Raw genomic sequence first — 13,098 nt, 5'->3', positions numbered from 1 at the left:
TTTCGTAATGGGGCAAGGTTTCTATGCTGATAATCGTAGTATAATCTCCACCTTTTAAATGTAGCAAATCTCCTGCTTTCAGGTTTCCCGCTTCTATCCATTCATCATTGCAGAAGAAACGGTGCTCGGGAGTGACACGTACAAACTCTCCCGTAGGTAACTCCAAAGAGAGCATTTGTTTGGTAAATCTTTCGTGTTTTACTAAAATTGGTTTGTATTCCTGCTTTTTATTTCCTTCATTATAGGTAAGTACAAAATCTCCCTCATATAAATCTTCAATATTGGCTAATCCATTTTGGGTATGAACTTTTGTTCCTGCAGGAAAGCATACCAATGTTGCACCTTTTGCTGCAAAAATTCCTAATATAAGACTTACTCCACTCTCCTGTAATTTTTCAATGGCGCTTTTATCGCTGCTCCAAATGTTGTACTGCTCATAGTATGCTCCTCCAATTCCCAGTCCACGCATGGTTTTACAGAAGAGTGAGGCATTTTTAAAACCTTTAAAAGTAAACTGCTCAATTAATTCTTTTCTTGCCGTATTGGCAAACTGTTTACCAAATTCACGCCCGAAAGTCATAGCAGTTTGTCGTGCTCCCGTTACTCCGGCTGCTGTGGTGGCTCCAGCGGCACCTCCCACCATTCCTACAGCTCCACGACCGGCAAGAAATCCGAAAGCGAAATTGGCTACGTGACCAAGATTGGTAAGTGCAGCACTTCCCCAAGCTTCCCATGCAGTTTCTTTTGGTGTAATCATTCCTCCTTCTGCAGGGCACATCATGATTGACGATAATGTCAGCGCTTTTTTATCCTGTATTGAAAATTGCTTGGCTGTTTCTGTCCAAACTCTTGTGGCTGCTGCTGCTTTACATTTCAGAGCTCCTATCGCAACTGCTGCTAAGATAGCTGCTGCAATAATTGCCGCAACCAGCCATCCCGGACCGGGAATCATTGCACAGATTCCGACCGCTATTCCCGCAACTGCTCCTGCAATAAATGCTGTTTTGCCAAGACAGATAAAGTTGTTTCCTTTCAGGGTATCCAACTCTGTGGCTGCTTTATCACCACTGAACGTAACGAAATCCTGGCTTGTGACCTTCATCTTTTTAGGAGACATACCTTTGTCACAGACAACGTAGTGTTTTTCGGTAAGATATTGTTCGTCTGCCATACTGTTAGAATTCTAATTTCGTATCCATATAACAATGATAATAGAAGAACTCGCCAAGCTGTTCTGTGATTGTAAAATCAGACTTCAGCAAGATTCTGTCATCATATAAGTACTTTCCTTTTACTTTGTAATCGGGATGCATGTAACTGTCTTTTGCAAACTCCCGTAACCTTCGGATCATTTTATCATCTCTGATCATCATGCCATCAACATTCCATTCGCTCATCTGCTGCTCATTCAGTTTTTCATTAACCGAAATGTTTACGGGAATGACAACGCCGGCTCCAAATCTGTCCATATCTTCTCTTTTCTGGTAGCTTTTACTGCCTTCGGCAAGGGGCTCTTTCCCAAAAATATAGAAGAACTGGTACAGAAAGTGGATGTATCTTATGCTTTTGATTTCCATTTCTTCATTGGTGAGCTCATACTCTTTGGCTCTGATTATTTCGTAGGCCTCGATTGGATGAGCATTGGTAAGCCAGTCTTTTACTTCTTTCCATTTATCACGAATCATTTCACCATTATAAATCTTTGCAATCTCACCTTTCCTGTTAACGCCCACTTCAAGGGTGCTGTAGATACTGCATACTTTATTGGTCATTTCAGCAATTTGTACGATTAATGGATCTTCGTACATTTCAAGATTATATTCGTTTTCGGTAATTTCAAAAATGTGATAATCTTCATTAGGATCTTTTCCTTTGTAAGTAACTGAAGTTTTAATATTAATTTTATAATTACTGTCTAAACTGTGAACTTTAGTTTTTCCACTAATATCTGTGTTATATAAATATGCTTTTCCTACTTCCATCAGAATTTACTTATTAATATTGACTTTACTTCCGTTAATCTGCACCTCAGTACTTCCTGTTACTTTTACATTTTTCCCTCCGACTGTCGTTTCATTAGTTGCGGAAAGATTGATCGACTGCGTTGCATCTACTTTAATTTCCTTACCATTAATTGTAATTTTACCTGTTTTGTCAATAACAATGGTGCTGGCACCTACAATAATTTTAAATTCTGTACTTGCAGTCAGCGAAACCTTTCCTGATTTATCCATTTGAAGAACAGAATTTCCACCCACATCAATCATGCTTGTATTTCCAGCTTTTAAGGTATTGTCATTCGCAACATTAACAGAATTATTATTTCCTACAGTTACAGTTTTATCATTATTTGTATTCGTTGTCGCATTTCCAGCACCGTCAAATTTCATATTGGCACCGCCCTGATCTGTAAGGAAAACTGAACCTGCACCATCATCCAGTTCCAGTTTGTTTCCGCTTCGGCTGCTCAAACTTTTAATATTATTCCCTGCGCCACCGCCACCGCCAACTCCGCCATGAAACATTCCGCCCATCACGAAAGGTCTGTCAGGATGCTGATGAACAAAATTTACAACTACCTGATCTCCCACTTCAGGGATCGCCATGAATCCTCTGTTTTTACTTACCTTATCACTTCCTCCGGCGTCAGGAGTCATCACTCTGATAAACTCTGAAGTATCGGAGCCGCTTTGCCAGTCAAACTGAATCTGAACTCTTCCCTGGTTCATAGGATCTGTATTGGAAATTACTTTGGCAAACTGAGCTTCTGCTTTAGGACTTTCAAATTCAGGTCTCGGTATGTACCCGCTGTCGGCTGCGATAGCTTCGAAAGCACCTGTGTAATAACCTCTTGCATCTACCTCGTGGCTAACATCGGTAATCAGTAATTTGGTAAAGTAAGTGGTTTCGTTGCTGTCGTTTTTACGCATTTCTATATCAGCGGCACAGCCAGGATATAGAAACGGAACTGTGGTAGTACCCGAGGTTATGAATACATCGGATGCCTTGCTTCCTGCTGTTCCTTTTTGGGAAGCATCAATATCTGTAAAAGATGCTGCTTTTATCGGAGCCACTCTGAGAGAAGGTGTGGTAAAAGTTTTTTGCGAAATATCATACGCTCTCTTTGCGATATCCGAAGCATGTGAGATGTTAGAATTTCCTGTCGTCAGTTTTTCATTTTTGCTGCTGTTGTATCCATAAAATGAAGGATTTACATGCTGGGCTTTCATTTTAATGCTCACGTCGGTAACGCTGCTGCCATAAATAAGTTTTACGGGTTGTTCCTGAGGTGGAAGTTTACCGAAATGAAGCACTTCACCATCGTAGAAAAACTGCTCACCATAGGCTTCAGCTATTCTTGCAAGGTAATTGTAATGCGTTTCTTCGTACTGTGAACTGTAGGAAATATCTCCGTACTGAGCGTCAACTCTGAAGTCAAATTTATTTGAGCTAAAGGCTTCTTTAATCACCTGGTCAGCAATCCTGTTTAGACTGATTGCCTGTGCGCCACCAAAACTCTGTATATGCGGAGCGGCGTCCAAAAGCACTGTCGGACTGTAACCCTTCAACACCACATTTCCCAGACTGCCTTTTTCCTGACTGAAACCAACTTCTGTGATTACTCCTACAAAATTTCTTTCAGGACCGCCTTCTACATCTTTATACTTAAAAATTACTGTAAGTCTTTTGCCCAAAAAATTTTGTGCTTCCTCAAGCTGATAGTTCTCTACATTTCCTAAACTGTCATGAGCAAGCGTAAGACTGAAGTGATGATGTTTCACTGCACTTTGCTGTAGGGTAAAATGTTTGAAATGGGCAATTGTTTTACCTTCAATTACAACTTCGAGTTTTACAACTCTGTTGATTCCTAAAATCTGACTTGCAGCTATAGAACCTGCATTTAAAATTTTAGATGTCGGCTGATCTGACCATAACTTATCATTGACAACTGCTCTGTTTTCAGGCTGAATCTGCTGATTCATAAACATCCCTGATGCTCCAGTTGCTGTAGCCATCGTGGTCTGAGCCTGAGTAAATTTCTGACTTACCTTATGGGCTTTACCTCCGGCCTGCTGTAGTTTCTCACTGGTCTTACCAATTGCCTGGTTTGTCACAGTTTCTTTCACATTCTTCAACGCCGAAGAGGGTTCTACGCCTTTTGGAACTGATGTTTTTGTAGATTTATTGTCCTTGAACATAACTGATTCTATTTGTGATTTATTTTGATGCCGATGTAAATGGTGATTCTGGAATAATCTGACAGACAATAAACGGTTTACTGAAACACCAATTTATTCTTAATCCACCTTTAACCAAAGAATAGCCTACTTATGTAAGCATGCTATTCTACTGATTTTCGATTTTAGTAACTGAGTTCTGCGATTTCAGACAGAAGGCCAAAGCCCTTCGTAAGCAGAATTACCGTAGTTTATTTTTTCTGCAGTGATTACAAAACTCACATACATTGAATTTTCATCGGTGCCTTCAAAAGCAACTTCATGCTGAATAACGTAGCCGTTCTCCCAGTTTAAAGTAATTAATGTTCCTTCTTCATGAGATTTATTGAAAGTAATTTCACCCGTTGTTGGTTTATATTTGCCGTTGAGTAAAGACTCAAGAATATCAGATTTTTCTGTGGCTTCCACAGTAATTTTGATGATAGCATTAGAAGGATCTGATGCCACACGTCCGGAAACGTCTGTAGATCTTGATACGCTGTAATTCAGTTTTAATAACTTCTGTCCTTCTCCTCCGTTGAATTTTAAGATTCCTCTTGAATTGAGTGCCATATTTATTATTTTTTTCAGATTAATATAATGTTTATATTGCTGTTGGTACCTCAAAGATAAAGCCATATGATCAAAATAAAAGCATAGAAAGCATATTTTTGATAAATTGTAGTAGAACTACGACTCAAAATCACAAAAACTGTTAAAGAGTTTTTATCAGCAATTTCACATTCAAAATAAAAAGGCCACCGAATAATTCGGCAGCCTTCTTCCCTTAATAACTATAAAAACTGATGATTCTATTTAAGCTGACGGCCAAAGACCTGTGTAAGCAGAATTTCCGTAGTTGATGGATTCTGCACTCACAACAAAACTGATGTACATTGAGTTCTCGTCTGTTCCGTCAAAGTCTACTTCATGCTGAATAACGTAACCGTTTTCCCAGCTTAAAGTAATTAAAGTACCTTCTTCATGAGACTTGTTGAAAGTGATTTCACCAGTTGTTGGCTTATACTTTCCGTTCAGTAAAGACTCCAGGATGTCAGATTTTTCTGTAGCTTCTACAGTTACTCTGATTAATGCGTTGGAAGGATCTGATGCTACTCGACCAGAAACGTCTGTAGATCTTGATACGCTGTAGTTCAGCTTTAATAATTTTTGTCCTTCGCCTCCGTTGAATTTTAAGATTCCTCTTGAATTAAGTGCCATAATGTAAATTTTTAGAAATTAATATTTTGTGATCTGTTGTTTTTTGTATTCCAAAGATAGAACCACATTTTAAAAAATAAACCCTAAAAATCAATTATTTGAAATTTTGTAGTAGTTCTACGATTTTGTGTAGTAGTTCTACGACAATCAATTCAGGATTTAAAATTTGAGATTCAAAGTTTCATTTGAGCTTTAAAATCTGTTGAATAGGAGGTTCCAAATTCCTCAGAAAGCATTTTAAAATGGTAGTTTTCGATGATTCCCGTTTCTGAATTAAGTTTATATTCTGCCATATAATTCACCTCCGGAATTGGATCAGCCATTTCAGCGTGAATAATGATATTTTCATTCTGGAAACCTTTCTGAATGATGTTGACAGGTTCATCCTGCAATACAATGTGATACTTTGAAATTCCGTTTGTAAATTTTCTTCTGAACGGTGCAAAATACGTTTTCAGAAACCAGTCTGTTTTCATTTTATCTTTAAAATTTTCAGAATTCAGGACGTTCCATTCAAATTTATCAAGGTAAATTTTTGAATATTGATCCGGAAACTGATCTTCCAGGAACGTTTTTTTATCGGAAAAATTTTTTCTTATTTTTTCAGAAAGTCTTACATCCAACAAAACTCCCTCTTCTGAAACCACTATTTCCAGAGGATTCAGAGATTCGATACAAGCGGTTGCGATCGTTGACATTTTTGTCTGCGAACGGTCTTTTATTTCGGTTTTTGTAAAAGAAAAGTGATGAGAATTCCCGATTTTTTCTTTCCAGATCAATTCAACAACATAAGAAAACTCTGAATCTGTTTTTTTGCCATCAACCTCTGAACTCTGCGCGACAGAAATTTTATATTTTACATTAAGATTTTCAGGTTTAAATCGAATTACCGGATTTTGTTCCGGAAGTTTAGATGGTGCATCATTTTTAGAATTGTAAAACTGAATTTTAGCAAGATTGGGAATCAGAAGTTTTTTTCCCGAAACTAAATTTTCATGTATAAAATCAAACGCCGTGCAATGGGAATTGTGATATTCTTTCAGATAAACCGGATTTTCAAGTTTAATGTTTTTCGAAATGCTTTCCAGTGTCTCACCTGGCAAAATAAAATGAATAATCATGCCTTAATTTTCAGAATTGATGTGTAAAAACAGGCAACAAATCTTGAACCTTTTTTTTATAATTTATTTCTTTATTAAAAGATAATTTTCTTTCTCTCCTACCACTTTTTCGATGTAATTGCTTTTCAGAAAATATTTATTTTCCTTTTTATGAATGATAAAGGTATAATCTTTTTGGTTTTTTAATGACAAAATAATTTCTGATTCATTTTGATTTAGAATAATCAATTCTTCTGAAATTTGCTCGATATAGGAATCTAATTTGAATGTTGCCGATTCCCGTTTCAGGTTAATATAAATCATTCCCCAACCTCTGAGATCACCGGACTCTTCTTTCATTCTGAGAAAATTGCAGGAATAATTTCCGAACCAGTCAAATTGTTTTTTTACACTCAATTTTGTTTTTTGCCGGATAAGCGCAGAATCTTTCAAGCTTATTGCCGGACTATCGGTAGCAGCATGATAAGATGATACTTCGGTTATTTCCAGCTTTTTGGCTTTGGGTTTTTCACAGGAATTGAAAATCATCAAAAGAAATATTGGGTAAAATCTGTGTAGTTTCATAATGTATTTAATCAAAATTGTAGATTATCCGTCTTTTTACATTTTGATCTTTTTTCATCAGGTGAATTTCTGTAATTCCTCCTTCATACAGCATTTCGATATCTATTTTATTCTGACTGAGCCTGTATGTGATTTCAACAATTCCTTTTTTACCGATTTTCTGTGAATAATTGCCTGCAGGAAGTTTTTTCAGAAGAAATTCTGCATCCGTAACCAATGATTTTTTAATGATCTCATCATAAGCATCTTCCAGTGAAATGTTGCGAATTAAACATTCTTCACCTTTCATCATCACCCCTTTAATTTCCTGACACTCAATGCTGGATTTGAGGGCAGTTTCTGTCTGTGAATCTTTTTCAGTCAGACCACAGATTTTTCTGTAGTTATATTTTTTCAGAATATTTTCATCAAAACTCAACTCTACCGGGTCTTGGGGATCAGCAGTGATATCTAAAAGTCTCTCCTCACCGGGCAAAAAATGAAGCCATGCAACCGTATTTTCAGTAATTCTACCACCCTGACTGTTTTTCACATAGATCTCTAAAACGACCTTCGAATCTGAAACATTTTCAATTCTGATAAAAATGTCCTGGTAATTTTTCAGTGCCGCAAGATTACTTGAACGTGTAATTTTTTTAAAAAACCCTTCACAATCTACAACAGATTCTTCGTTTACATCGTTTTTAGTATCAAAATTTTCTATCTTTTTTACAGCATTTGGAATTTCTGTTTTATCAGGTGTTTTCTGGCAACTCAATACCAAAAGTGTAAAAAATATTATCAGGATAAATTTCATGTAGGTCTTTTAAATTTTATCATTTTATTGCATCACTGAAATTCTATCTAAGTACAAAAGTATCATATAACTTTTTTGAATTATTAATTGTTTTTTGAGGTTTTGGTTCTTTACGGAGTCTCTTTCATTTATATCTTTTACTTCCAAATTACTATTTTTCTTACATCCAATGACAAGATATAATAAAGGTAAAATGATGATCTTTTAATAACCTGCATCTTTAGAAATAACCATTTCAGCAAGCTTGTTATTTAAATTTCAGTTTTTGTAAAAAATCAGCTGTAACTTTATCAAAAAGTATTCTACCGAAATCTTTTGCAGTCCAAATCCGATCAGGTATTTTTCTTTTGTGATTTGCTTTATCAAAGTAAGTTTCTCCATATTTGTGCAACAAGATTTCATCATTTTTTACTACAAATGATATATAAGCATTAACAACAACGTTGTTATCGTAACAGGTTTGTGATTCTATTGTGAAAAAATTATCTTTAAAAATTATGTTCCCAAAACCTTCGGAAATACAATTGCCATCCATTGGCGGAATAATATTTTTATTTTCCGTCCAGACTTCAAATCCCTTAGATGTTCCTCTATAAATTTTGAAAGGTAAACCAAAATGCTCCTGATCAAAAGTATTTTTTTCACCCTCATTTCTAAATATTTCTATCTTATCCATTATTCCGTCTCCATCTATATCATAATCAAATTTCTGTAAAAACGAACTTGGTATCTTTCCCGCTGATGCAGTTTCTTTTTTCACTGCTGATATCAGATCAGAAAGGTTCATTTTTTTTATGGGATTAAGCTTCTTTAAAACAAAATCGGGTTGGGTGCTTTCACCTTTAAAAAAGAGAAATGGTAATTCTTTTTGATTTTCTGGAATTGTATGATTGTCTTCTCTCTGATAACTATTGTTTAATGATACCGTCAAAGAATATTGACTGTCAAGTAAAACATTTTTAATATCTTTAGGATACGCCCAAAACATTTTATCCTCATTTTCTGTATCAACAAATGCAGGATTGACATATATTTGAGCAACTTGTTCTTTACCTATAATTTTGTAAATAACATAATCTACACCATCTTCATAACCAGTTGCTCTTACAATCTCTTTTTTCCCGTCATTATCTAAATCAACAAGCCATTTGTAATTTATTGAAGTCCAGGGATAATCAAACTTATATACCAGATCTTTATTTTTGAACCAGTATTCATAGTATAATTTTTCATTTTTATCCGTAGTAGTAATGATCATTTCATCATTCTCATCATTATCAAAATTGAGAAATTCTCTTTTTTCAATCTTTTGATTTTCGGGAATTTTACTCCACAAATTATTACTTCTATTTTTTTTTATATTCTGAGCTGAAGTCTTATTTTCATTGCAGGATATGATGAAAATTGTTGCTATAGTGAGATATAAAAATTTAAAATTCATATTAGTAGCTAATCTTTTTTATCATCATCATTTGCAACCACGTTCGGGCCTCCAAATTTATACGTAAACGTTCCATCCTCTCTGACCTTGGTTAATTTATCTTTCCATTGTGTAAGTTCTTCCGCCGTTTTCTGTCTCAAATGAATCGGTATCTTCACAAGACCATTTTCAATTGTTCCCGTAAATTCTGTTTTTTCAATTCCGGGAACTTCACCTGATAGGCTTCCCCCCAATCCCACAGTTCCAGATTATTCCACCAGTCCCGTACAGAATCTGCAATTCCCTTTTCCTCTTTTTGGGATTGTGGTTTTTCGGCTGAAAGAGAGTTATGTGGCGAGGATATTTGGGTATTTACCGAAGAGGGGTTATGATAAAGGATTTATTTCGGGGATTAGCGAAATGTCTTTATTTTGCATATTTCACAAAAATTCCTTTATCTGAAATTTTATATTTTGAATCCCATATCTTTATATTGTTATAATCCTTCCTTTCAGATTTACTGATTGTAATCGTATAATCAGAATTAATTACAAAATCAAAAAAATATCTTTTATCATTCTCAGGATATCCGTCTTCTGTGTAGCATATTTTAAGAGAGTCAATTATCCTTGTATTTTTATCTAAAGTAAAAAGAGTGTAGAAAGGATCATCACTCAAGTCGTTTTTCGCAAGAATAACCGACGAGTTTTTATAATCCGGGAGATTGTATGTGTAATTATAATTTGCATACTTATTACTTTCTACCCAATTTAAATTGTCCAGCCCTGTATAAGATAATGGAAAATTTTTTTTCGTATCTGCAGATGAAACCGCAGATTTTTCCCGTTTCAGTTTGCACAGTTCAGGAGCATAAAACTCTCCTTTCGGAGACACAAGTACCTTCCAGCTGATCGTACTATTGTCAATTACTGAGATTTCAAATTTACCCTGATCTTTTGAAGATCCGAAAAAACTGTAGAAAGTTCCGGTAAACTTTCCATTAATCAGTTTACCTTTCAAATTGTATCTGGTCTCATTTTCACAATCTATTTTTGCTCCACTGTTAGCTATTGCACAATACTGACCGCTTATATCTTCTCCATCCTGCTTAATTGCAACCGTAAACTGAAGTGTTGGAATATCAGAGTTTTGCGATTTTTCCGTAAAAATCCAATTTCCCGATATATTTTTATTTTCGTGTACCTGAGCCTCCAATTTCTCCTCCGCCGGAGTAGTCTGTATTTTTGAAGCTTTCGTATTTTCTGTGCAACTTAAAAGTGTAATTAAAATTACGGCTAATAGTTTTTTCATAATTTATGGTTTAAATTCTAAACAATCATCCACACGATTCAGCCATCCCTGTAAGAAAACCTGTTGACTGTTCTTTTTACCGTCTGTAAAAGTGAGATCGGTATAATATTGTTTTCTGATTTCGGCTATTCGTTGCAGTAACTTATCCTGATCTTCCACATTATTAATGGCATCAATTGTTAATGAGCCTATGTTTCCGTCATCATCTATATCCTGAGCAAATTCATTTTTTAGCAATCTCTGAACCTGTTTTGCTGCACCACCGGAAGTAATCGTCCAATCATAAATCATGAGGCTGACTCTTTCATCTTCAACTCTGCAGAAACCTTTAGGTTCCCAATATCTCTTTCTGTAAATTTTTGTAGCCTGCTCATCGGTAATAGCTTTGAGATTATCCAATGTAGGTTCAATATTTAAATCTTCCTTTGCATACCTTTGCCATGTGGCAAATGTTATTCCTTTATTGGTAGCACCTCCTTTATCTGCCTTATGATCCACAAAACCTCCTTCATGTCGTAAGATAATTGGCGCTACCTTGGCAAATTTATCCTCACAATTTCCTGCTTCCGCCTTTGTTTCAGCAGGTTTTACAGGAGCGCTAAATCCTTTAAGACAGTTGCATGTATTTTGAAATCCTGATTCTATTGCCAACTCTACAATACTTTTTCCTCTTACATTTTCCTGTGTCTTTACAAAATACTTATCATCTAAATACGTATTTTGAAATTCTCTTACGTCCATGTGAATCCAGCTCCAGGTCTGCCCCGATCCGAGACCAAAAGGTTCAAGTGAGTAATTGTTTTGTCCATCTACCCACTGATATTTGCTGTTGAGGTATTTTGTAAAAAAATTATCTCTAAGTTCTACTAACAAAGCAACGTTGGATTGACTTTTCCCGGTAATTGCTCTACCATTTTTTGAAAATTGCAGATCAACAGCTTTACCCATATGGTTTGTGCTGGTTCTACCCTTAAGTGTATTGTGTTCCCAACATCTGTATCCTGCTGTGATGCCATAATATTTATACACAGCCTGTGTGCTCAAATAGAATTTCAGGGCACTCACTCCCCACAGTAAACTTCGGTGAATTCCCGGTCTTTCGTATTTATGATATCTTTCTATGTGATTTCTATTGGAATACTCTCCATTGTATCGTCCCTTCCCAAATCCTGAACATTTATTTGTAATAGCTCTTTCATTTTTGCATAAGCATAAATAATTGCTGATATTTTCTGTCCATTTTGTCGTGAAATCATCGATAGCCAGCAACACATTTCCACATACTTTACCTGTTTCAGGAACTTTCATATAATCTTTTTGGAACTGCTTGATCATTTTTTCTGTCCGTTCGGTAAACTCATCAGTAGGAATATTACCCCCAAAACCAGCAAGTCTGATATTAATTTCTCTGATTAGTTCATTTTTATCACCTATCTTAATACAATATCTCTCTCCACAATTCTGCTGACCTGCAGGGGGTTGATTTACTATACTTACTGTTCTTCCGCCATTTGCAGTAGTTGTTGCAGGTTTCTGAGGTTCAATAATTCCTCTTGCTTCGGCCCAGTCCCAAAGTTCAAGGTTATTCCACCAGTTGCGTACGTTAGCCATAATTCCCATTTCTTCTTTTTGGGATTGTGGTTTTTCGGCTGCAGGAGAATTCTGAGCCCGTGGCGGAGTATTTCCATTATGAGTTGGTTGTGAAGGTTGATTATTAGTTGTTGGTCTTGGGTGTGGTCTTGGCGGCGTACCCTGAGGATTATTGATATGAATATTATCCGTAGCATGTTTTCTGTGTGAAAAATATTCTACAGTCACATAAAACTCCAGTTGCCGGGGATCAGTTTCACCCTGCATGGCTTTTTGCATTAAAGCTCTTGTAAGCATAAACTCTGCAGTAGCTGTTCCTTCCCTGTTCACAGTTGCCTCTTTAGATTCAATCAGAAGATTTTGAGAATTATGACCTTCATTATCCGCATCATCTTCCCAAAGACTGAACTTCAGTTTCTGACCTCCCAGATTTGTAGTTTGAGCACTTGCAATCAGTTTCTCGGTGTAACTGAAAACAGTTCCGGGCGTATCGTCCACATATTTCAGTTCAACTCTACTGATTCTCGGAATGGCTGCTGGTTGCGGATTGATTTCCAGAGTTGTAGCACCACTTCCTTCCGGTTCATGCAGATAAGCTTCAATTCTGAAAGTATGACGGTGTGCGACTTCGCCGAATGTGAATGTTCCCACACCGGTCTTCTTAATATTCGTGGTGGTAAATCTGCCGTTTTCTCTTTTTTTAAACAGTTCCCAGGTGACATGAGCGGCATTCCTTTGATTTTGTGGGGTTGCGGGATACCAATCTGCAATTGTATAAGTAGTAGCTTCTCCAACTTTTGGTGAAGCATTTCCTGCAATTTTTGAAACTCCTTTTTTTGACATGGTGAATAGAGATTT

The 13,098-nt window shown here is 36.2% G+C and carries 12 protein-coding genes; all 12 read right to left on the bottom strand.

Annotated elements, in window-relative coordinates; genetic code table 11:
* The coding region (locus tag ASG21_RS05375; protein WP_128414318.1) for a polymorphic toxin-type HINT domain-containing protein at positions 1-1,171 on the bottom strand (1,171 nt) is incomplete at its 3' end.
* Between the two features lie 4 nt (positions 1,172-1,175).
* Positions 1,176-1,982, bottom strand: a complete 807-nt coding sequence (locus ASG21_RS05370; RefSeq protein WP_056076828.1) for a hypothetical protein — start codon at positions 1,980-1,982, stop codon at positions 1,176-1,178.
* A 6-nt stretch (positions 1,983-1,988) separates the two neighbouring features.
* The gene (locus tag ASG21_RS05365; RefSeq protein ID WP_056076826.1) at positions 1,989-4,199 is read right to left on the bottom strand and encodes a phage baseplate assembly protein V; all 2,211 of its coding nucleotides are present in this window, start codon (positions 4,197-4,199) and stop codon (positions 1,989-1,991) included.
* A gap of 186 nt (positions 4,200-4,385) precedes the next feature.
* Positions 4,386-4,790, bottom strand: a complete 405-nt coding sequence (gene tssD / locus ASG21_RS05360; protein ID WP_056076825.1) for a type VI secretion system tube protein TssD — start codon at positions 4,788-4,790, stop codon at positions 4,386-4,388.
* 243 nt (positions 4,791-5,033) lie between these two features.
* Positions 5,034-5,438 carry a type VI secretion system tube protein TssD gene (gene tssD / locus ASG21_RS05355; protein ID WP_056076823.1) on the bottom strand — a complete coding sequence of 135 codons (405 nt, stop codon included), beginning with the start codon at positions 5,436-5,438 and terminating at the stop codon, positions 5,034-5,036.
* 173 nt (positions 5,439-5,611) lie between these two features.
* A complete protein-coding gene (locus tag ASG21_RS05350) occupies positions 5,612-6,559 on the bottom strand; it encodes a hypothetical protein (protein WP_056076821.1) in 948 nt (315 codons plus the stop codon).
* Positions 6,560-6,622: 63 nt separating this feature from the next.
* Positions 6,623-7,123 carry a hypothetical protein gene (locus tag ASG21_RS05345; protein ID WP_128414215.1) on the bottom strand — a complete coding sequence of 167 codons (501 nt, stop codon included), beginning with the start codon at positions 7,121-7,123 and terminating at the stop codon, positions 6,623-6,625.
* Positions 7,124-7,130: 7 nt separating this feature from the next.
* On the bottom strand, positions 7,131-7,919 hold the full coding sequence (locus tag ASG21_RS05340) for a hypothetical protein (RefSeq protein WP_056076817.1): 789 nt from the start codon (positions 7,917-7,919) through the stop codon (positions 7,131-7,133).
* A 247-nt stretch (positions 7,920-8,166) separates the two neighbouring features.
* Positions 8,167-9,360, bottom strand: a complete 1,194-nt coding sequence (locus tag ASG21_RS05335; protein WP_056076816.1) for a hypothetical protein — start codon at positions 9,358-9,360, stop codon at positions 8,167-8,169.
* 8 nt (positions 9,361-9,368) lie between these two features.
* Entirely contained in the window at positions 9,369-9,599 is a 231-nt protein-coding gene (locus ASG21_RS05330; protein ID WP_056076814.1) for a hypothetical protein, read from the bottom strand.
* Between the two features lie 166 nt (positions 9,600-9,765).
* Complete coding sequence (locus ASG21_RS05325) at positions 9,766-10,650, bottom strand: hypothetical protein (protein ID WP_056076812.1); 885 nt, start codon at positions 10,648-10,650, stop codon at positions 9,766-9,768.
* 3 nt (positions 10,651-10,653) lie between these two features.
* Positions 10,654-13,083 (bottom strand): glycosyl hydrolase 108 family protein, encoded by a 2,430-nt coding sequence (locus tag ASG21_RS20410; protein WP_199767870.1) that lies wholly within the window; start codon positions 13,081-13,083, stop codon positions 10,654-10,656.
* Between the last annotated feature and the right edge of the window lie 15 nt (positions 13,084-13,098).

It is taken from the genome of Chryseobacterium sp. Leaf394, assembly GCF_001424105.1.
Classification (GTDB): domain Bacteria; phylum Bacteroidota; class Bacteroidia; order Flavobacteriales; family Weeksellaceae; genus Chryseobacterium.
Note: the sequence above shows the minus strand (reverse complement) of the source record. Positions and strands in the feature narration are given on the sequence as shown.

Excerpts from the sequence above, each read along its gene's own strand:
- ASG21_RS05345 (WP_128414215.1), bottom strand. The coding sequence starts at position 7,123 with ATGAAACTACACAGATTTTACCCAATATTTCTTTTGATGATTTTCAAT.
- tssD (WP_056076825.1), bottom strand. The coding sequence starts at position 4,790 with ATGGCACTCAATTCAAGAGGAATCTTAAAATTCAACGGAGGAGAAGGA.
- ASG21_RS05325 (WP_056076812.1), bottom strand. The coding sequence starts at position 10,650 with ATGAAAAAACTATTAGCCGTAATTTTAATTACACTTTTAAGTTGCACA.
- ASG21_RS05350 (WP_056076821.1), bottom strand. The coding sequence starts at position 6,559 with ATGATTATTCATTTTATTTTGCCAGGTGAGACACTGGAAAGCATTTCG.
- tssD (WP_056076823.1), bottom strand. The coding sequence starts at position 5,438 with ATGGCACTTAATTCAAGAGGAATCTTAAAATTCAACGGAGGCGAAGGA.
- ASG21_RS20410 (WP_199767870.1), bottom strand. The coding sequence starts at position 13,083 with ATGTCAAAAAAAGGAGTTTCAAAAATTGCAGGAAATGCTTCACCAAAA.
- ASG21_RS05340 (WP_056076817.1), bottom strand. The coding sequence starts at position 7,919 with ATGAAATTTATCCTGATAATATTTTTTACACTTTTGGTATTGAGTTGC.
- ASG21_RS05365 (WP_056076826.1), bottom strand. The coding sequence starts at position 4,199 with ATGTTCAAGGACAATAAATCTACAAAAACATCAGTTCCAAAAGGCGTA.
- ASG21_RS05335 (WP_056076816.1), bottom strand. The coding sequence starts at position 9,360 with ATGAATTTTAAATTTTTATATCTCACTATAGCAACAATTTTCATCATA.
- ASG21_RS05370 (WP_056076828.1), bottom strand. The coding sequence starts at position 1,982 with ATGGAAGTAGGAAAAGCATATTTATATAACACAGATATTAGTGGAAAA.